We start from the raw sequence: 18,263 nt of genomic DNA on the forward strand, positions 1-18,263 counted from the left end.
CTTCACAAGCCGCCGGTCCTTTCAGGCCTGCTGTTCGAGGTGGTCCTCGTAGACCGCGACCCTGTACCGGACGATGTCCAACGACCGTTGTCCGGGCCAGCCGTCATGTCCATCGGATCAGCGCAGGAGTTGCTCTGGAGCGCACTCCAACTCCTACAGTGACCACCGCACCACGCCAGAACATCCGACGGGGACAAGGGGATTGACCATGCGTTACCGCACGCTCGGCGGCACCGGCATCGAGGTCAGCGCGCACTGCCTGGGCACCATGATGCTGGGCTCGGTCGGCAACCCGGACCACCAGGAGGGCATCCGCCTGATCCATGCCGCGCTGGACCACGGCATCAACTTCGTGGACACCGCCGACATGTACTCGGCGGGCGAGTCGGAGGAGATCGTCGGCAAGGCGCTGGAGGGCCGGCGCGAGGACGTGGTGCTGGCCACCAAGGTGCACTTCCCGATGGGCCCGGGCCCCAACCGGGGCGGCAACTCGCGGCGGTGGATCGTGCAGGAGGTGGAGAACAGTCTGCGGCGGCTCCGCACCGACTGGATCGACCTGTACCAGGTGCACCGGCCGGACGGCCGCACCGACGTCGAGGAGACGCTGTCGGCGCTGGGCGACCTGGTGCGGCAGGGCAAGATCCGGGCGTTCGGCTGCTCGACCTTCCCGGCGGAGGAGATCGTCGAGTCGCACTGGGTGGCGGAGCGCCGGGCGCTGCCGCGCTTCCGCACCGAGCAGCCGCCGTACTCGATCCTGGCACGCGGCATCGAGTCCTCGGTGCTGCCGGTGGCGCAGCGCTACCACATGGGCGTGCTGACCTGGAGCCCGTTGGCGTCCGGCTTCCTGACCGGCCGTTACCGCAAGGGCGGGGCGATCGACCTGTCCTCGGGCCGGGCGGCGCTGACGCCGCACCGCTTCGACCCGGCGCTGCCCGTGACCGTCCGCAAGCTCGAAGCGGTCGAGCAACTCGTCGTGCTGGCCGAGGAGTTGGGCTGCACGCTGCCGGAGCTGGCGGTGGCCTTCCCGCTGGCCCACCCGGCGGTGACCTCCGTGATCATCGGCCCGCGCACCGTCGAGCAGCTGGAGGGCCTGCTGAAGGGCGCTTCGCTGACCCTGGACGACGCGGCCCTCGACCGCATCGACGCGATCGTCCCGCCCGGCACCAACCTGTACCACCCGGACGGCGCCTGGACCTCCCCCACCCTCGCCCCGTCCGCCCTGCGCCGCCCGGCGGCCGACCGCGCGGCGGCGGAGTGACGACCGACCGCCCTGCGGCGGAGTGACGACCGACCGCCCGGCGGAGTGACGCACGGCGCCCCGCCCCCGAGGACTCGGAGCGGGACGCCGACGGCCCGTCAGCACGCGGACGCGTAGGCCGTCAGAACACGGGTGTGCAGGCCGTCAGAACGCGGACGTGTACGCCGTCAGGAACGGCGCGGCCACGGGCGACCCGCCGGGGCCGAAGCAGATCGGGTTCAGCTGCACGGTGCCGGAGCTCCGCGCCCACGGCAGGGCGAGCTGGCACCAGCCGGGGCCGCTGCCGTACGCGGTGACCTGCGCGTGGTCGGAGGGCACGGCGATGGCCGGCAGGGTGACGTTGAACGGGATGCCGACGGCCAGGCCGTTGCTGCCGCCCGCCGAGTTGAAGTTGGTGCCGCCCGGCACCGAGCCGTTGTACCAGAGGTAGCCGAACGACTTCGGCGGGATCGCCGGCCCGTGCACGGCGCGCTTGACCGAGTAGCTGAGTGTCCACTGGGTGTCGTAGGGGGCGTTGGACGCGTCGAAGCAGGCCACCACGAAGGTCTGCCCGGTGCCGGACGGCGCCCAGTCGGCGACCTTGCAGCGCGCGCCCCGGATCGGGTCGACGGCGGTGACCTCGACGTTGCCGAGGTTGCCGGAGCCGCCGACGCCGGGCAGCCACGCCTTCCAGATGCCGGTGGAGCCGTGGCCGGAGACGTTGCTGCCGCCGGAGGAGTTGTACTGGGTGACCAGCGCGCCGCTCACGGTGGAGTGCAGGTACGCGTAGTCCCCGCCGGGCGGCGCGGGCGTGCCGCTGCTGCTGGTGTACAGCACCGTGAACGGCGAGTTGTCGGGCGAGCCGGTCGGCCGGTAGCAGGCCACCTTGACGTCGATCCCGCTGCCGACGGAGCCCCAGCCGGTCAGCTGGCACCAGGTGCCGGTCCGGTTCACGGCGGTGACGTGCGCGACGCCCCCGGGCCCGGCGATCAGCGGGAAGTGCGCCACGTACGCCCCCGGCCCGGTCTGGTCCACGGTGACCGGGTTGCTCGCCGGGGACGCCCAACTCCCCCACTGCCGCGACGGATCGGGCACGTACCCGGTCGGCGGCGTCGGGTTGTCCAGGAACGCGAACCCCCACCGGTCGGGCACCGCGGCCTGCGCGGGCCCCGCGGCCGGAACGGCGGCGGCGAGCAGCCCGACCAGCATCGCCAGCACCAGCAGCACGGCCCGGGCGGGCTTCTTCACATCGGATCTTTCCTTCACGGGCGATCAACCCCCAGAGTGGTGAGGACATGTGGTGTCGCCGGGAATCCGGTGGCCACAAACCCTAGGCGCGCCACCGACCACCGGCCCAGCACCTCGACCCGAACCCGTACCTCCGCCCGACACCCCCCAGCCGTTCGCACAACACCCGGCCGAGCCAACCGACGGAGCGCCCCCTACCGGTTGTGACGTAGCCGTGCCCGATCCCCGGGGCTGGTGCGCTCCCCGTTCCCGGTGGGGCCCGGACGAACCGGCGTGGCGGGAGAGGTCAAGTCCGGGTGTGGTTCAGGCCGTTGGGGCCGCGCCCGCCCGCAGCGCCTCGTTCAGGCGGTCCAGGGCGGCGGTGAGGTCGCCGCGCTCCATCAGGTGCTTGCCGAGGTACTGGAGTGCGAGGGTTCCGCAAAGGGTCGCGCCGCCTTCCTCGAAGTGGGCCCCACGAAGGCCGGCCCCCCGCGACCTGCCCTCGCTTCGCCCGTTCGAACAAGGCGGCGTCCTTCCCCCTCGGGTGCCGACGCCCGCATCCCCCGACTCCGGGCGTCGACACCTTCCCCCCTCCTGTCAACGCCCCTCACCCCCCGGCTCGGCACGTCGACTTCCCCCTCGGGCGCCGACACCCTTCACCCCCCGGTTCGGGACATCGGCTCCCCTCACTGTCAACGCCCCTCACCCCCCGGCTCAGGACGTCAACTCCCCCTCGTGTCAACGTCCTTCACCCCCCGGCCAAGGACGTCGACCTCCCCCCTCCTGTCAACGCCCGCCACCCCCCGGCTCGGCACGTCGACTTCCCCCCTCGGGTACCGACTCCCTCACCCCCCGGTTCGGGACATCGGCACCCGGGCCATCGGGAGGCGTTCCCCCCGTTCCCGGTGGCCCTGCTGCGCCGGTCTCCCGGCGACAGGAAGATCGTCGCAGGTCGCGGGGGGTGTGCACATTGCCAGGATCCGGCAATCTTGTCGCCCTCTTGACGCCCGATCCGTACACCGCGTGCACCGCGCACACCGCGCACACCGCGCGAGCCGCGCGAGCCGCGCCTACAGCGGCTGCCCCGGCCAGCCCAGCAGGCGGGCGCCCATCGCGGCGGTCTCAAGGGTGTAGCGGTGCAGCGCGTCCGCCGGGTCGTACCCGGTGAGGGCCTTGATGCGGTCGGTGCGGTAGCCGAGGGTGCGGACGCTCACGCCGAGGCGGCGGGCGGCCTCCGCGTTGACGTAGCCGGCCTGGGCCTGGACGGCGATGGTGTCCAGGAGCGGTCCGGCCCCGCCGCGCGCGGCGGCCAGCGGGCCGAGGACGGTGCGGACCAGGTCCGCCATCGCGGCGCGGTCGCGCATCAGGACGGGGAAGACGAGCAGTTCCTCGGCGTTCAGGAGTTCGGCGGGCAGGTCGAGCCGGTCGGCGAAGTCGAGCGCGTCGAGTGCTTCCTCGTAGCTGCGGACGACGCCGCCCGCGCCGGAGTGCCGCCGCCCGATGGCGACCCGGCGGGCGGGCGGGTAGCCGGCGCCGGGGTGCAGGGCGAGGCGGGCGAAGGCGTCGAGGACGGCGTGTTCGCTCTCGGGGGCGACGCAGACCAGCCGGCCGTCCTTGGTGGTGAGCAGGACGTCGCGTTCGCCGAAGCGGCCGGTGAGTTCGCGTTCGACGCGCCGCACGACGGGGTCGACGTGCCCGTAGGGCTGCGGGGCGACGGCGACCGCGACGGCGTGGGTGCGGGCGAGGCGCAGGCCGAAGCGTTCGGCGCGGGCGGCGAGGGTGCCGAGGTCGCTGCGGCCGTACAGCAGGTCGTCGATGAACTCGCGGCGCGCGGCCTCCTCCTGGCGGACGGCCAGTCGTTGGGCTCGTTCGTGGCCTTCGCCGACGGCGGCGAGGGCGGTCTCGACGGCGAGCAGCAACGCTTCGCCGACCTGCCGGAGTTCGCCTGTGCTGTCGGCCCCGGCGACGCCGGGGAGTCGGGCCCAGGATTTGCGTCCGGCCCCCATGCAGTGGGCTATCAGTTCGCGCAGCCCGTGCCCGGCCTCGGCGCCGCGTTCGCCGAGTTCCCGCAGTGATTCGACCTCGACCCGGGTCAGCCGCCGTCCGGAGCGAGACACTTCGGCAAGCATGCCGACGTACTGCTCGGCGAGTTCCGCGGCCGCTGCCTGCTCGGCCATTGTTGACACTCCTTCACCTGCTGTTCGACCGCCGCATCCTATTACCGCGAGCGTTTTTGCGGCGGCCGTTGTTCGGGCCCGTACGATGTCTGCTGCGGCGCGCGTGTCCCGGGTGGCGCCGCCGCTGCGAGGGAGGTTCCGCGATGACGCCTGGCCGTGCCACCAGGAGTTGGAGGGCGCTGCTGGGCTGCTGGGCCGTCTTCGGCGTGCTGGCGGGGCTGCTGGCCGCGCACGGCTGGGGCCCGTTCGCGTTCGAACAGGCCGTGCTGGACTGGTGCACGAGCCACCGGCCGGGCTTCGCGGTCCCGGTGGCGACGGTGGTGACGGCCTGCGGCTCGGCGCCGCTGCCGTACCTGCTGACGCTGGCGGCGGGCGCGCTGGCGGTGCGCCGGCTGCGCCGGGCGCGCCAGGACCGGCAGCTGCGCCGGCCGGTGGCGCTGGTGCTGTTCGCGCCGACGGTGTGGCTGCTGCTGGGCCAGGGGCTGCGTCAGCTGCTGATGCACGGCTTCGGGCGGCCCCGGCCGCCGGTGGCCGACCGGGCGGTGCACGCGTCGGGGTTCTCGTTCCCGTCGGGTCACGCGTTCACGGCGGCGGCCGCCGCGGGGCTGCTGGCGCTCGCGGTGGCGCTGGCCCGTCCGGCTGCGGCCCGCGCCGCCGCGGTGGGCGCGCTGGTGTTCGCGGGGATGGTCGGTGCGAGCCGGGTGTATCTGGGGGTGCACTGGGCACTCGACGTGCTGGGCGGCTGGCTGCTGGCGGCGGGGTGGCTGGCGCTGGGTACGCTGCTGGCACGTCAGGATGGCGAAAGTGGCGCTGTGCTGCTGGAACGCCGACCGGGCGGGCGCCGGGACCGACCGTCCGCGCCGTGACATTTGCGTTCAGGGAGAAGGGTTTCGGAATGGCTCAGGTTGTGCGGGGTGTGATCGCGCGGGCGAAGGGTGCGCCGGTGGAGGTGGTGCCGATCGTGGTGCCCGATCCGGGGCCGGGCGAGGCCGTGGTGCGGGTGCAGGCGTGCGGCGTGTGCCACACCGACCTGCACTACCGGGAGGGCGGGATCAACGACGAGTTCCCGTTCCTGCTGGGCCACGAGGCGGCGGGTGTGGTGGAGTCCGTCGGCGAGGGCGTCGACAATGTCGTGCCGGGCGACTTCGTGATCCTCAACTGGCGTGCGGTGTGCGGCCGTTGCCGGGCGTGTCGGCGCGGCCGGCCGCAGTACTGCTTCGCCACTCACAACGCGAAGCAGAAGATGACGCTGGAGGACGGCACCGAGCTGTCGCCGGCCCTGGGCATCGGCGCGTTCGCCGAGAAGACCCTGGTCGCGGCGGGCCAGTGCACCAAGGTGGACCCGGCGGCCTCGCCGGCCGCGGCGGGCCTGCTGGGCTGCGGCGTGATGGCCGGCCTGGGCGCGGCGATCAACACCGGCCAGGTGGGCCGCGGCGACAGCGTCGCGGTGATCGGCTGCGGCGGCGTCGGCAACGCCGCGGTGGTGGGCTCCCTGCTGGCGGGCGCGTCGCGGATCATCGCGGTGGACGTGGACGACCGCAAGCTGGTCACGGCCCGCAGTCTGGGCGCCACCCACACCGTCAACTCGCGCGAGACCGACCCGGTCGAGGCGATCCGCGAGCTGACCGGCGGCAACGGCGCCGACGTGGTGATCGACGCGGTCGGCCGTCCGGAGACGTACAAGCAGGCGTTCTACGCCCGCGACCTGGCGGGCACCGTCGTCCTGGTCGGCGTGCCGACCCCGGAGATGACCATTGAACTGCCGCTGCTGGACGTGTTCGGCCGGGGCGGGTCGCTGAAGTCCTCCTGGTACGGCGACTGCCTGCCGGAGCGGGACTTCCCGATGCTGATCGACCTGTACCGGCAGGGCCGGCTCGACCTGGACGCGTTCGTCAGCGAGACCATCCCGCTGGACGGCGTCGAGGAGGCGTTCGCCCGGATGCACCGCGGCGAGGTGCTCCGCTCGGTGGTGGTGTTCTGATGGCGGCCCGCATCGAACTCCTGGTCACCTCGGGCGAGTTCAGCCTGGACGGCGGCACCTGGCAGGTCGACAACAACGTGTGGCTGGTCGGCGACGACCGCGAGGTGGTCGTGATCGACGCCGCGCACGACGCGGACGCGATCGCCTCGGCGGTGGCCGGGCGCACGCTGGTGGCGATCGTCTCCACGCACGCGCACAACGACCACATCGACGCCGCGCCGGAGTTGGCCGCCCGCACCGGCGCGCCGATCCTGCTGCACCCGGACGACCAGGTGCTGTGGCAGCAGACCCACCCGGACCGCAAGCCCGACGGGGCGCTCGCCGACGGGCAGCGGCTGACCGTCGCGGGCGTCGAGTTGACGGTGTTGCACACGCCGGGCCACAGCCCGGGCGCGGTCAGCCTGTACGCGCCGGCGCTGGGCACCGTCTTCACCGGCGACACCCTGTTCGCGGGCGGCCCGGGCGCGACCGGGCGGTCGTTCTCCGACTTCCCGACCATCGTCGACTCGATCCGCGACCGGCTGCTGACGCTCCCTGCGGAGACGGTGGTGCGCACCGGCCACGGCGACACCACGACGATCGGCGCGGAGGCCCCGCACCTGGCGGAGTGGATCGCCCGCGGTCACTGAAAGCGGACGCCGGCCAGCCGCCCGCGCGAGGTTCCGTCGGCGAGCAGCACCGACGCCGCGCCCGGGAACGCCGCGAGGCCCTCGCGTTCGACGGCCGTGACCAGCGAGGTCAGGCCGCGCACGTGGTGGCGGAAGACGCCGGGCGCGGCGGTGCGGGCGCGGGCGTGCTGGCCGGCCAGGGCCTGTTCGGGGCGGACGGCGAGCAGCACCACGTGCAGCTCGCGTCCGCCCTGCCGGGCCCAGCGGGCGAGGGCGCGGCGCATCCAGCGGCGGCTGCCGCAGTCGTGCACCAGCAGCGGCCCGGGCCGGCGCAGCGCGGCGCGGATGCGCAGCAGGTGCAGGGTGCGCACGACGGGCCGGTAGACGGGGTACGGGACCCGGTCGGGCACGGTTGCCTGGGCGGCGAGTCGGCTGGTGCGCGGGTCGAGGACGGGGGCGCGGCCGTCCCAGCGGTGCAGCAGGGTGCTCTTGCCGCTGCCGGGCAGTCCGGCCACCACCACGGCGGCGTCCGGTCCGTAGCGGACCGTCAGCGGCGGTCCGTCCTGCCCGCGCAGGTCGTGCACGCCGCGCGCGACGAGCTCCATGTCCCCTCCTCGACGCGAAACCGTCCCGCCGTGGGTCACGGCGGGACGGTTCGGGAGCTTAGCCGGGGTGTTGTCGGGGTCAGTCCTCGACGATCCGGACGGCGCCCGAGGGGCAGGCCACCACGGCGTCCTCGACGGCGGAGCGCAGCTCGGCCGGCGGGCGGGGGTCGAGCAGCAGGACGATGCCGTCCTCGTCGCGCTGGTCGAACACCTCGGGGGCGTTGCGGACGCACTGCCCGGCGCCGCAGCAGCGGTCCTGGTCGACGGTGACGGTCACGGTTCCTTCTTTCACGGGGGCGCCGGCGGGGGCGGGCGGGGCGGCGGTCACCAGGCGACCTGGAGTTCGTGGACGCCGTAAATCAGCATGTCGTCCCGGAACGGCACGTCCTCGAACGGCATGGCGAGCTTCAGGTCCGGCAGCCGGCGCAGCAGGGTCTCCAGGGCGATCTCCAGTTCCAGCCGGGCGAGCGGCTGGCCGAGGCACTGGTGGACGCCGAAGCCGAACGCGAGGTGCTGGCGGGTGTCGCGGGTGAGGTCGAGGGTGTCGGCGCCGGGGTAGCGGTCGTCGTCCCAGTTGGCGGTGTTGATCTGGAGGACGACGCCCTCGCCGGCCCGGATCTTGGTGCCGCCGATCTCGGCGTCGGCGACGGCGGTGCGGACCAGGCCGGTCTGGACGATGGAGAGGTAGCGCAGCAGTTCCTCGACGGCGGCGGGCACGGCCTCGGGGTGGGCGCGCAGGTGGGCGAGCTGCTCGGGGTTGCGCAGCAGGGCGAGCACCGACAGCGAGGTCATGTTGGCGGTGGTCTCGTGTCCGGCGATCAGCAGCAGTCGGCCCATCGCGCCGATGTCCTCGATGGCGAGTTCGCCGCGGGCGACCAGACGGCTGAGGATGCCGTCGTCGGGGTTGTCGCGCTTGGACTCGGCCAGGGCGTCGATGTATTCGGTGAGGCGGGCGTTGGCGTCGACGACGGCCTCGGTGGTGGAGCCGCGGTGCAGCAGGACGCGGCTGCACTCCTGGAAGAAGTCGTGGTCCTCGTAGGGCACGCCGAGCAGCAGGCAGATCACCAGGGAGGGCAGCGGCAGTGCGAACTCGCTGACCAGGTCGGCCTGTTGGCGTCCGTCGATCATCTTGTCGATGAGTTCGTCGGTGATCCGCTGGATCTCGGGCCGCATGGTGGCGGTGCGGCGGACGGTGAAGTCGCCGGTGAGCATGCGGCGCAGCCGGCCGTGCTCGGGGTCGTCGAGCCGGATGAAGGTGGGCCGGACGGTGACGAACTCGCGGGCGGCCTCGGTGAGGAACGGGAAGCCGGGGTTCTCGGGGTCGGAGCTGAACCGGTTGTCGGCGAGGACGGCGCGGACGTCCTCGTGCCGGGTGATCAGCCAGGCGGGGGTGCCGTCGTAGAGGGCGATGCGGCTGATCGGTTCTTCGTGCCGGGCCTGTTGGTAGACGGGCGGCGGGGAGAAGGGGCAGGTTCCGCGCGGGGCGGGGTGGCTGCTGGGGGAGGTGTCGGCGACGGTGGCCATCTGGTGCTCCCTTCCGGAGCTGGGCCGGCGGTGGCGTCGGCGGTGGCGTCGGCGGTGGCGTCGGCGGGTGGGCCTGCGACTGCGCGCGGCCCGGGCAATTGAATGCCTCGGGCAACTAACTCAACGTCACGCTAACTCGCGGTCCGTGGCCACGGAAAGGCGATCCGGCCCGGCGCGGGCATTCTGTCCGGATTCCGGCGACGCACGTGCGTTCCCATGGGGGTCGGCAGGCCCGCCCACCAGCCATGTCCATGCCCCTCAGGGTCGAGGGATCATCCTTACGGCCGATCGAGAACGGGCCACGACCTCACACCCACAGCGCCTGGGCGATCGCCCACCCGGTGAACGCCGACCCGAGCCCGGCCACCACGCTGCCCGCCACGTTCACCACCGCGTAGAACCGGGCCCCGCTCTCGGCCAGCCGCAGCGTCTCGTACGAGAACGTCGAGTACGTGGTCAGCGCGCCGCAGAAGCCGGTGCCGAGCAGCAGTTGGAGCTGCGAGGAGGCCGCGCCGACGGCGACCGCGCCGGTCAGCAGTCCGAGTACCAGGGAGCCGGCCACGTTGACGGCGAACGTCCCCCACGGGAAGACCGTGTCGTGCCTGGCCTGCACCGCCCGGTCCGTCAGGTAGCGCAGCGGCGCGCCGACGGCCGCGCCGACGATCACCAGCAGCCAGTTCACCGTTTCTCCTGCGGCGGGTCGGCGGGCCGCAGCACCTCGCAGGCGTCCAGCGTCACCAGGCAGCGATCGAGCAGCTCGTCCAGTTGCGGCAGGAACGACCGGATCCGGTCCTCGCGGTCGACGACCACGATCGCGACCGGCAGGTCGTCGCCGACCGACAGCAGCCGGGAGGTGTGCACCAGCGCGGACGCGCCGAAGCCCTCGATGCCGCGGAACACGCTGGCGCCGGCCAGCCCGGCGGCGTGCGCGCGGTGCACGATCTCGGCGTACAGCGGGCGGTGGCGCCAGCGCTGGTCCTCGCCGGTCAGCGCCGTCAGCCGCAGCGCGGGTACGGTGTGCGGGGTCATCGCGTCCTCCGTCCGATCACCCGGCGGGCGGTGGCCGCGCCGGCCCAGACCGCGACCATCGCGGCGAACAGGGTGGCGGCCAGGTAGCCGAGGGCCGCCGGGGCGTGGCCGGCCAGCACCAGGCGCTGGATGTCGACCGCGTAGGTGGAGAAGGTGGTGAACCCGCCGAGCACGCCGGTGCCGAAGAACGGGCGCACCAGGCGGTGGGCGCGCCAGGCTTCGGTGAGCACCGTCATGAACGCCCCGATGACCGCGCAGCCGACCACGTTGATCAGCAGCGTCGCCCAGGGGAAGCCGTCGGGGGCCGGCGGCCACGCCAGCGTGATCGCGTACCGGGCGCAGGCGCCGAGCACGCCGCCGAGGGCCACCACGCCGATCACGGACGCCAGTTCGCGGTCCGGCCCGCGCCTCGGCCGGCGCGGGGCGGGCGCGGGGTCGGCCGTCATCGACGGCCGGGAGCTCTCCACGGGCACACGTCTCCCACTCGCACGGCGCCCGAGCGATCCGGGCGCGTCACTGTACGGGACGGCGCGGGTCAGGCCTTCTTGACCACGCTCGACTTGAGCTGCATGGCGCCGAATCCCTCGATCCGGCAGTCGATGTCGTGGCCGTCGACGCCGTCGACCAGACGGATGTTGCGCACCTTGGTGCCGGCCTTGATGCCGGAGACGCTGCCCTTCACCTTCAGGGCCTTGACCACGGTGACGGTGTCGCCGTCGGCCAGCACGTTGCCGACGGCGTCCCGGATCTCCCGCTCCCCCGCCTGCTCCGCCGGGGCCTCCTCGGCGGGGGCCCACTCGTGGCCGCACTCGGGGCAGACCATCAGGGCGTCCAGCTCGTAGGTGTACTGGCCGGCGCAGCTGGGGCAGGGGGGCAGGTTGTCGCTCATTGCGCCAGGATATCGGCCTCCGAACGCGTGCGTGATCAGCTGACGCTGACCGCGCTCCACGCGGCGGCGACCGCGTTGTACTCGGTGGAGCCCGCGCCGTACAGGTCCTTCGCCGCGTTCAGCGAGGCGGTGCGGGCGCCGGCGTAGTTGGTGGTGGAGGTCATGTAGACGGTCAGCGCCCGGTACCAGACGGCGGCGACCTTCTGGTTGCCGATGCCGGTGACGGTGGAGTTGTTGCAGGTCGGGCTGTTGTAGGTGTAGCCGTTGATCGTCTTGCTGCCGCTGCCCTCACTGGCCAGGTAGAACCAGTGGTTGGCGACGCCCGAGGAGTAGTGCACGTCCAGCTTGCCGACCGACTTGCTCCAGCAGTCGGCGGAGGCGCCGTCCAGCGAGGGCTTGTCGAAGCGGCGCAGCCACGGCGGGGTGGACTGGTCGCTGAACAGGTAGTCGGGGGTGTCGACGGCGTTGTTGGCGTACCACTCGACCATGGTGCCGAAGATGTCGCTGGTGGCCTCGTTGAGGCCGCCGGACTCGCCGCTGTAGCGCAGGTTGGCGGTGGCGCTGGTGACGCCGTGGGTCATCTCGTGGCCCATGGTGTCGAGGTCGACCTGCTCGGGGTCGGTGCTGCCGTTGCCGTCGCCGGTCATCATGCAGAAGCAACTGTCGACCCACTGGGCGTTGTCCCAGTTGGTGCCGACGTGGACGAAGACGGTGGCGCCCTTGCCGTCGTTCTTGATGCCGTTCCGGCCGAAGGTGTTCTTGTAGTAGTCGTACGTCCAGGCGGTGTTGGAGTGTGCGTCGACGGCGGCGGTGGCCCGGTCCTTGGAGAACTTCTTGCCGTCGCCCCAGATGTTGTCGGCGTCGGTGACCAGCGTCCCGGAGGTGGCCTTGACGCTGCTCGCACCGATGTTCTTGGCGTCCCGGGTGCTGTGGCCGCGGACGGGGTCGATCAGCGCGTAGCTGCCGTCGGACTGCTGGGTGGTGTCGATCCGGACGTCGCCGGTGTACTCGGAGTGGCCGGTGCCGGCGACGGACTGCTCGGAGTCCCAACTCTCGATCGCCGCACCGGTGGTGGCGTCGGTGACGACGACCCGGCCGGCCGGCTGGCCCTGCTTGCCCTCGCCGCTGACGGTGGTCTGCCAGGCCAGCCGGGGGGTGCCGTCGGCGGCCCAGACGACCAGTTCGGGGGTGGCGACCGCGCCGGAGATGCCCTGCACCTGGCCGAGCGCGGCGGCGGCGCCGTGCTGCGCGGGCACGGCGGGCACCACGGACGTCACCGCGGCGTCGTGGCCCTTGGCGCGTGAGGAGTCGGTGAGCTTGCCGCGGGCGTCCTGGTGGACCACCAGGTCGCCGCCGACCACGGGCAGTCCGCGGTAGGTGCGGTCGAAGCGGACGTGCTGCGCGCCGTTCGCGTCGATGATCACGTCCTTGACCTTCAGGCCCTGGCCGGGGCCGAAGCCGAACAGGTCGGCGTGCCGGGAGACGTTGGCCTCCGCGCGGGCGATCGCCGCGTCGCGGCCCGGTGCGGCGGAGGCGGTGTCGACCTGGACGGCGGCGACGAGCAGGGCGGCACTCGCCGCGAGGGCGCCGGCGGTGAGGGTACGGCGGCGGGCGGAGGAGGAGGGGCTCACTCGTGACTCCAGTCGGGTAGCTGGGGGCTGGCCGACTGACAGCCTGACGGTGAACACACAAACAGTTCTATGAACAGTTAATGACCGTGACCTGTTCGTATCCCGGCGGCCGGAACCACCCGTGCGGGGGGCCGCTCGACCGGGGCGGGAACGACCAAAGGCCCTCCCGCCACGCGGCCCGGACCGCCCAGGATCGGAGCATGACCATCGAACCCGTTCCCGCCGCCGACGGCGTCAGCCTCGACCACCACCAGTGCCTGCGCCTGATGGCCCGCCACTCGGTGGGCCGACTCGTCTACACCCGGCACGCGCTGCCCGCTGTCCTGCCCGTCCGGTACCGCCTGGTCGACGACGGCAACGTGCTGGTCGAGCGGCCCGACGAGGAACTGCTGCGCGCCGTCGCCGGCACCGTCGTCGCCTTCCAGGCCGACGAGGTCGACCCGGCCGACGGCAGCGGCTGGACGGTCACCGTGCTCGGCCACGCCGACGCCGTGCACCCGGCCGCCGCGACCGGGCCGCCCGCGGTGTCCGTCCGGATCCGCCCCGAATGGGTGTCCGGCCTGCGGCTGCTGCCGCCCCGGCCCGCCGAGCGGCCCCGCCGAACGGGACCTCCGGCCCTCGCGCCCGACGGCGCCCGCCCCACAGAGTGGGACCGCACCCGGCACCGGACCGGCGCGGACCGAGGAGGCGAAGGGCGATGCGGCACTGCACCGTCGGAGCGATGATGACCCGTCACGTGGTCACCGTCAGCCCCGGCACGGGCTTCCGCGAGATCGTCGCACTGCTCGCCGAGTACGACATCACCGCCGTGCCGGTGGTCGACACCGACCACCGGCCGCTCGGCGTGGTCTCCGAGGCCGACCTGCTGCGCACCCAACTCGCCCAGTACGACCCGGCGTCCCTGCTGCCCGCCCCCGTACACCTGCGCGGCACCGGCACCACCGCCGCCGACCTGATGACCTCGCCCGCGGTGTGCACCACCCCCGAGTCCACCGTGGTCGCCGCCGCCCGCCTGATGACCCGCCGCCGGGTCAAACGCCTGCCCGTGGTCTCCCCCGAGGACGGCCGCCTGATCGGCACCGTCAGCCGCGGCGACCTGCTCCGCGTCTTCCTCCGCGACGACCTGGCGATCCGCCGCGAAATCGTCGAGGACGTCCTGACCACCCTCCAGGACGCCAGCCCCGCATCCATCGCCGTCGACGTCGTCCAGGGCGAAGTCACCCTCAGCGGCACCACCGGCCCCCACTGCCCCACCGGCACCCTGCGCCGCCTCTGCGCCGCCGTCGACGGCGTGGTCTCGGTCACCGACCGCACCACGCGCGCCGCGGCTTAGCTCGGTCGATTACGAGGCACGACCTAACGCCGCCCACCCGGCCCGGCAAGCACCGAACCGGCCATCGCACCCTCCCCCGCGGCGCCCGGGGTCGAACGCTCCGCCAGCATCGCATCTACACGAAGGAAACCTTCGAAACACAGCGCCCCGAATCGCCAACTACCCCTTGAACAGCGCTTTCTGAGTGTACGAAGTTGCAGCTGTTCGTCCGGTTCGAGCGGCCTTCCGGGCGGTCGCCGCCCACTAGATTCCTCACCACGCGGTGGACGCCCCACCAATGGCGGTGAATGGGCGACGACGGGGGGATGTTCGGCCGGCGAGTAGCGGCCAGGGCTGCCCCGTTCTCCACTTTCGACGAAGGGGAATGGTGATGGCCACGACCACGATTCGACGCCTGGCCGGGCTCGGTGCGGCGGCGGCGATGAGCTCTGCGCTGCTGCTGGGTCTGCCGACCGCAGCCCACGCGGCCGGGTACTGCGATGGGACCGTTCTTCGCGCGAATAGCTACAACGGCATGAGCTCCCGTCTGATCCGGTCCTACGACGGCAACAGCCTCTGCGTCAACACCTGGAACCAGACCGGCGGCTATGCCTGGACGGAGGCGGTCATCACGAAGCAGGTCGGCGGTCCCGACGCGGCGAAGGATTACGGCTGGTACTCCCAGTACGCCTCGACCGGCTGGGTCGCCAAGGGCAACGGCTGCTGGTGGTGGGGCGGCACCCCGGTCTCCCCGGGGGCGAACACCTTCAGCCTCTGGTACGACTGCGTCTGATGAGTTCTGTCCGCCCGATCATGAACGGCGCTGGATGACGAGGGCCGCGGCCGTGACGGTGCCGAGGACGACGGAGGCACGCCTGTCGGAGCGTGTCGCGACAGCCCGATAGTCCTTCCACGTGCTGATCGCTCGCTCGATGACATTGCGCTTCTCGTACCGGCCCTTGTCGATCCCGGGTGGCCGACCACCGCACTTGCCCCGTTCGCGATGGTCGGCCACCTGGTCGCACTTCCGAAATATGTGCAGTCCGCGCGCCGCCTCCCCCTCCCGGATTCCGCCGGACGAGAGGGCCCGAGCCGTCGTCAGCCCTGGCGGAGGATTCCGGCGCGGCGGGCGGCTGTGATCCACTGCGGGAACTCGGACAGCAGGCGGTCGTACAGCTCCGGGTCGGGCAGGGTGCTGATGTCGTCCACCGCGAAGAAGCCGACGTTGTCGACCCGGCGGCCCGGCAACTGGTCGAAGCGTTCCAGCACGCCGTAGTTGGAGCGGCCCAGACCCACGAACTGCCAGAAGATCGGCTCCTCGACGGAGGCCCGCAGCTGCGCCTCGATCTCGGAGTTGCGGTAGATGCCGCCGTCGGAGAAGAACAGCACCAGGGTGGGCAGCGGAGACGGATACGCGTGGACGAAGGCGCGCACCTCGGCGATCACCTTCTGCTCCTCGTTCTGGATGCCCACCGCCTTCATGTCCACCCGCCCGTCCGTCGTCGGCGGCCGCAGCTTCCGGCGGCCGAACAGCGACAGGTTCGCCTCGCCCGGCCGGACGTGCAGCCGCAGCCACTCGGGCAGGTGCGGCAGGCCGAGGTCCGGCAGCCGGGCGGGGCGGGTGGCGAACGTCCACGCCTGCATCACCCCGTCGTCGTCCAACTGCGCGGCGACGGCGGCCATCCGCTCCACCACGTCCGCGACCACGCCCCGCTCGTACAGCTTCGTCATCGACCCGGACGCGTCCAGCACCAGCAGGATCCGCGCCACCACGCCCTGCGCACCGTGCTTGCGCAGGCTGACGGCGACCTGCTCCTTGCGCAGCGAGAGGCGCTTGCGCATGTCGACCGGCAGCGCCTGCTCGGCGGCGGAGCCCCCGGGCGCGTGGGCGGGCCGCGGCGGGACCGGGGGCGGGGCCAACGGCATGGGGGGAAGCGGGAGTTGAGTGGTCTCCGGGAGAGGCGGCCCGGGCAGCGGGCGCAGCCGCAGCTCGCGAGTCGCGTCGGCCCTGGGTTCGAGCGAGGGCGCGGGCGCGGACGGCGGGCGCAGCTCGTACTCGGGCTCGGGCGACGGCGGCGAGGACGGCGACGGCTCGGCCGGAAGCCGCAGCCGGAGCTCCCGGGTGGCGTCCGGCGGCACAGGGGTGAACTCCGGTGCGGGCAACGGCTCTTGCGGCGCGGGCGCGAATTCGGCCGCGGACACCGGCTGTTCCGGCGGCGCGGGCGCGAAGTCGGCTGCGGGCAGCGGACGTTCCGGCTCGGGCGTCAACTCCGGTGCAGGCAAAGGCGCTTCCCGCGCGGGCTGGAACTCCGCTGCGGGCAACGGCTCTTGCGGCAGCTCCGGCAGCACGGCCTCCGGCGGCGACTCCGGCTCGGGCTCCGGCTCAAGCTCGGGCTCGGGCTCGGGCTCGGGCGCCGGCTCCTGGGCGCGCCTCGGCTCCGGCAGGAACCCGGCGGCCGGCTCGCTCGCGACCTCCTCCGCCTCCGCCGCACCCTGCTCGTCGGCGGCGTCCGCCTCGGGCCCGGTGGGCAGCTCGAACCCGTACGCCTCTGCCAGTCCCGCGAGGCCGTTGGCCCAGCCCTGGGCGACGGCGCGGAACTTCCACTGGCCGTTGCGGCGGTAGAGCTCGCCGCCGATCAGCGCGGTCTCGCGGCCGGCCTCGACGGGGAAGCGGGCGAGCGGCAGCCCGGTGCGGGCGTCGGAGATCACCAGCGTCAGGTCGGGGACCTGGGCGAAGAGGCCGTCGCCGTCGATGAGGGCGAGCAGCAGGATGCGGTGCACGGCGTCGTCGCGGACGTCGAGCGCCGCGAGGTCGGCCTCGATCCGTTCGACGGGCGTCTCGGGCCCGCCGGTGCGGGCGCGGTGCAGGACGGCGCCGCTGCGGTGCGGCGGCCGGTGACCCCGGATCAGGTCGTGCACGTCGCGGGCCTGCCCGTCGGCGGTCAGCAGCAGTGCGGCCGCGGTGAGGTCGGGGACGCCGGGTGCGGGTGTCCAGCTGAGGTCGGCGTGCACGGCGGGCACGTCGATCGGGAGGTTGCTGCCTTTGGCCAGGGATCTCGCGGTCACTGCCACAGTCTGGCCCATCGGGGGCGTGCGACGCGCCCCCCTGGGGGCGGGTTCTGCGGGCGGCGGCCGGCCCGGCGCTACGGTGGGGGCCGGACGCGGGCGAGCCGGGAGCGAGGTGGTCCGGGTGCACGCGGTCACCGACTGGCTGCGCGGGCTGTCCGGCCCGGTGGTGTACGCGGTGGTGGGGGCCCTGGTGTTCGCCGAGGACGCGCTGTTCTTCGGGTTCGTGCTGCCGGGCGAGACGGCGGCGGTGCTGGGCGGGCTGCTGGCCCATCAGGGCAAGGTGTCGCTGGGCCTGATGGTGCTGGTGGTGGTGGCCGCGGCGATCCTCGGCGACTCGACGGGGTACGAGGTGGGGCGGCGGTTCGGTCCTTCGGTGCTGCGGACGAAGGCGTTGCGCCGGCACGCGGACCGGATCGAGGGGGCGCAGGATCTGATCCGCCGTCGGGGTCCGGTGGCGGTGCTGCTGGGGCGTTTCGTGGCGTTCTTCCGGGCGTTGATGCCGGCGCTGGCGGGGGTGTCGCGGATGCCGTATCCGCGGTTCCTGCTGTTCAACGCGATCGGCGGGGTGCTGTGGGGCGTGGGGTTCACCCTGCTCGGGTACTTCGCGGGCTCCGCGTACTCGCGCGTCGAGGGGGCGGTGGGGCGTTCGCTGGCGATCGCGGTGGCGGCGCTGGTGGTCGTGGGCCTGCTGGTGTGGCACTTCCGCAGGCGCCGGGACGGCCGTCGCCGGAACGGCCAGCGCGATCGGCACGACGACGACGGCGGGCCTCCGTCCGCAGCCTGAGCCGACCGCCCCGACCACAGCCTGCGCCGACCGTCCCGTCCACAGCCTGAGCCGACCGCCCCGACCGCGCGCTGAGCCGACCGTCCCGGCCACAGGCTGCGCCGACCGTCCCGGCCGCGGGAGGGCCCGTCGGGCCTCGGACGTGGACCGTTCGGCCCTCGGTTCGGCGGGGCGGCCGGAGCAGGCTGGA

The 18,263-nt window shown here is 73.2% G+C and carries 20 protein-coding genes; 8 read left to right on the forward strand and 12 right to left on the reverse strand.

The features are described 5' to 3' along the window. Window positions 1-208: 208 nt before the first annotated feature. Window positions 209-1,258: an aldo/keto reductase gene (locus ACFV4P_RS28470; protein ID WP_380475871.1), complete on the forward strand. Its 1,050-nt coding sequence runs from the start codon at window positions 209-211 to the stop codon at window positions 1,256-1,258. A gap of 144 nt (window positions 1,259-1,402) precedes the next feature. Here the strand turns inward: ACFV4P_RS28470 and ACFV4P_RS28475 are convergent, their stop codons facing one another. Together ACFV4P_RS28475 and ACFV4P_RS28480 are read right to left on the reverse strand one after the other, a co-directional pair. Continuing rightward, window positions 1,403-2,485 carry a hypothetical protein gene (locus tag ACFV4P_RS28475; RefSeq protein ID WP_380475873.1) on the reverse strand — a complete coding sequence of 361 codons (1,083 nt, stop codon included), beginning with the start codon at window positions 2,483-2,485 and terminating at the stop codon, window positions 1,403-1,405. 1,049 nt (window positions 2,486-3,534) lie between these two features. Next, on the reverse strand, window positions 3,535-4,641 hold the full coding sequence (locus tag ACFV4P_RS28480) for a PucR family transcriptional regulator (protein ID WP_380475876.1): 1,107 nt from the start codon (window positions 4,639-4,641) through the stop codon (window positions 3,535-3,537). Between the two features lie 143 nt (window positions 4,642-4,784). Between ACFV4P_RS28480 and ACFV4P_RS28485 the strand changes: the two genes are divergently transcribed. Genes ACFV4P_RS28485 through ACFV4P_RS28495 form a run of 3 tightly spaced genes read left to right on the forward strand, consistent with a single transcriptional unit; the run spans window position 4,785 to window position 7,251 of the window. Further along, a complete protein-coding gene (locus ACFV4P_RS28485) occupies window positions 4,785-5,507 on the forward strand; it encodes a phosphatase PAP2 family protein (RefSeq protein WP_380475878.1) in 723 nt (240 codons plus the stop codon). A 29-nt stretch (window positions 5,508-5,536) separates the two neighbouring features. Continuing rightward, window positions 5,537-6,622, forward strand: a complete 1,086-nt coding sequence (locus ACFV4P_RS28490) for an S-(hydroxymethyl)mycothiol dehydrogenase (RefSeq protein ID WP_073810366.1) — start codon at window positions 5,537-5,539, stop codon at window positions 6,620-6,622. Next, window positions 6,622-7,251 carry an MBL fold metallo-hydrolase gene (locus ACFV4P_RS28495; RefSeq protein WP_073810364.1) on the forward strand — a complete coding sequence of 210 codons (630 nt, stop codon included), beginning with the start codon at window positions 6,622-6,624 and terminating at the stop codon, window positions 7,249-7,251. Before ACFV4P_RS28490 ends, ACFV4P_RS28495 begins: the two co-directional genes overlap by 1 nt. On the opposite strand, the gene ACFV4P_RS28500 is transcribed toward ACFV4P_RS28495, so the two are convergent. The 8 genes from ACFV4P_RS28500 to ACFV4P_RS28535 all read right to left on the reverse strand — a co-directional run bounded on the left by ACFV4P_RS28500 (window position 7,245) and on the right by ACFV4P_RS28535 (window position 12,908). Continuing rightward, window positions 7,245-7,835 carry an AAA family ATPase gene (locus ACFV4P_RS28500; RefSeq protein WP_380475880.1) on the reverse strand — a complete coding sequence of 197 codons (591 nt, stop codon included), beginning with the start codon at window positions 7,833-7,835 and terminating at the stop codon, window positions 7,245-7,247. The two genes, ACFV4P_RS28495 and ACFV4P_RS28500, sit on opposite strands and share 7 nt — an antisense overlap. Before the next feature lie 79 nt (window positions 7,836-7,914). Further along, window positions 7,915-8,112: a ferredoxin gene (locus ACFV4P_RS28505; RefSeq protein ID WP_380475883.1), complete on the reverse strand. Its 198-nt coding sequence runs from the start codon at window positions 8,110-8,112 to the stop codon at window positions 7,915-7,917. 47 nt (window positions 8,113-8,159) lie between these two features. Beyond that, window positions 8,160-9,359: a cytochrome P450 gene (locus tag ACFV4P_RS28510; RefSeq protein WP_380475885.1), complete on the reverse strand. Its 1,200-nt coding sequence runs from the start codon at window positions 9,357-9,359 to the stop codon at window positions 8,160-8,162. 307 nt (window positions 9,360-9,666) lie between these two features. Next, window positions 9,667-10,041 (reverse strand): fluoride efflux transporter CrcB, encoded by a 375-nt coding sequence (crcB, locus tag ACFV4P_RS28515; RefSeq protein WP_380475888.1) that lies wholly within the window; start codon window positions 10,039-10,041, stop codon window positions 9,667-9,669. Then, entirely contained in the window at window positions 10,038-10,388 is a 351-nt protein-coding gene (locus ACFV4P_RS28520) for a DUF190 domain-containing protein (protein WP_380475890.1), read from the reverse strand. Before ACFV4P_RS28520 ends, crcB (ACFV4P_RS28515) begins: the two co-directional genes overlap by 4 nt. Beyond that, window positions 10,385-10,834, reverse strand: coding sequence for a fluoride efflux transporter CrcB (gene crcB / locus ACFV4P_RS28525; RefSeq protein ID WP_380476073.1), 450 nt, complete (start codon window positions 10,832-10,834; stop codon window positions 10,385-10,387). The genes ACFV4P_RS28520 and crcB (ACFV4P_RS28525) overlap by 4 nt, the downstream gene beginning before the upstream one ends. A gap of 89 nt (window positions 10,835-10,923) precedes the next feature. Continuing rightward, window positions 10,924-11,277 (reverse strand): zinc ribbon domain-containing protein YjdM, encoded by a 354-nt coding sequence (locus tag ACFV4P_RS28530; protein WP_380475892.1) that lies wholly within the window; start codon window positions 11,275-11,277, stop codon window positions 10,924-10,926. Between the two features lie 35 nt (window positions 11,278-11,312). Beyond that, window positions 11,313-12,908, reverse strand: a complete 1,596-nt coding sequence (locus ACFV4P_RS28535; RefSeq protein ID WP_380475893.1) for a M4 family metallopeptidase — start codon at window positions 12,906-12,908, stop codon at window positions 11,313-11,315. 200 nt (window positions 12,909-13,108) lie between these two features. Between ACFV4P_RS28535 and ACFV4P_RS28540 the strand changes: the two genes are divergently transcribed. From ACFV4P_RS28540 to ACFV4P_RS28550, 3 genes are all read left to right on the forward strand, one after another. Continuing rightward, on the forward strand, window positions 13,109-13,633 hold the full coding sequence (locus ACFV4P_RS28540) for a pyridoxamine 5'-phosphate oxidase family protein (protein ID WP_380475895.1): 525 nt from the start codon (window positions 13,109-13,111) through the stop codon (window positions 13,631-13,633). Continuing rightward, window positions 13,630-14,241 carry a CBS domain-containing protein gene (locus ACFV4P_RS28545; protein ID WP_380475898.1) on the forward strand — a complete coding sequence of 204 codons (612 nt, stop codon included), beginning with the start codon at window positions 13,630-13,632 and terminating at the stop codon, window positions 14,239-14,241. The genes ACFV4P_RS28540 and ACFV4P_RS28545 overlap by 4 nt, the downstream gene beginning before the upstream one ends. A gap of 370 nt (window positions 14,242-14,611) precedes the next feature. Continuing rightward, the gene (locus ACFV4P_RS28550) at window positions 14,612-15,013 is read left to right on the forward strand and encodes a hypothetical protein (RefSeq protein ID WP_380475900.1); all 402 of its coding nucleotides are present in this window, start codon (window positions 14,612-14,614) and stop codon (window positions 15,011-15,013) included. Window positions 15,014-15,031: 18 nt separating this feature from the next. Here the strand turns inward: ACFV4P_RS28550 and ACFV4P_RS28555 are convergent, their stop codons facing one another. Together ACFV4P_RS28555 and ACFV4P_RS28560 are read right to left on the reverse strand one after the other, a co-directional pair. Continuing rightward, window positions 15,032-15,235, reverse strand: coding sequence for a hypothetical protein (locus ACFV4P_RS28555; protein WP_380475901.1), 204 nt, complete (start codon window positions 15,233-15,235; stop codon window positions 15,032-15,034). An 83-nt stretch (window positions 15,236-15,318) separates the two neighbouring features. After that, window positions 15,319-17,304, reverse strand: a complete 1,986-nt coding sequence (locus ACFV4P_RS28560) for a VWA domain-containing protein (RefSeq protein WP_380475904.1) — start codon at window positions 17,302-17,304, stop codon at window positions 15,319-15,321. Window positions 17,305-17,410: 106 nt separating this feature from the next. Here ACFV4P_RS28560 and ACFV4P_RS28565 point away from each other — a divergent pair, with 106 nt between their 5' ends. Beyond that, window positions 17,411-18,073: a DedA family protein gene (locus tag ACFV4P_RS28565; RefSeq protein ID WP_380475907.1), complete on the forward strand. Its 663-nt coding sequence runs from the start codon at window positions 17,411-17,413 to the stop codon at window positions 18,071-18,073. The last annotated feature ends 190 nt before the right edge of the window (window positions 18,074-18,263 follow it).

The organism is Kitasatospora sp. NPDC059795, assembly GCF_042732175.1.
Classification (GTDB): Bacteria; Actinomycetota; Actinomycetes; order Streptomycetales; family Streptomycetaceae; genus Kitasatospora.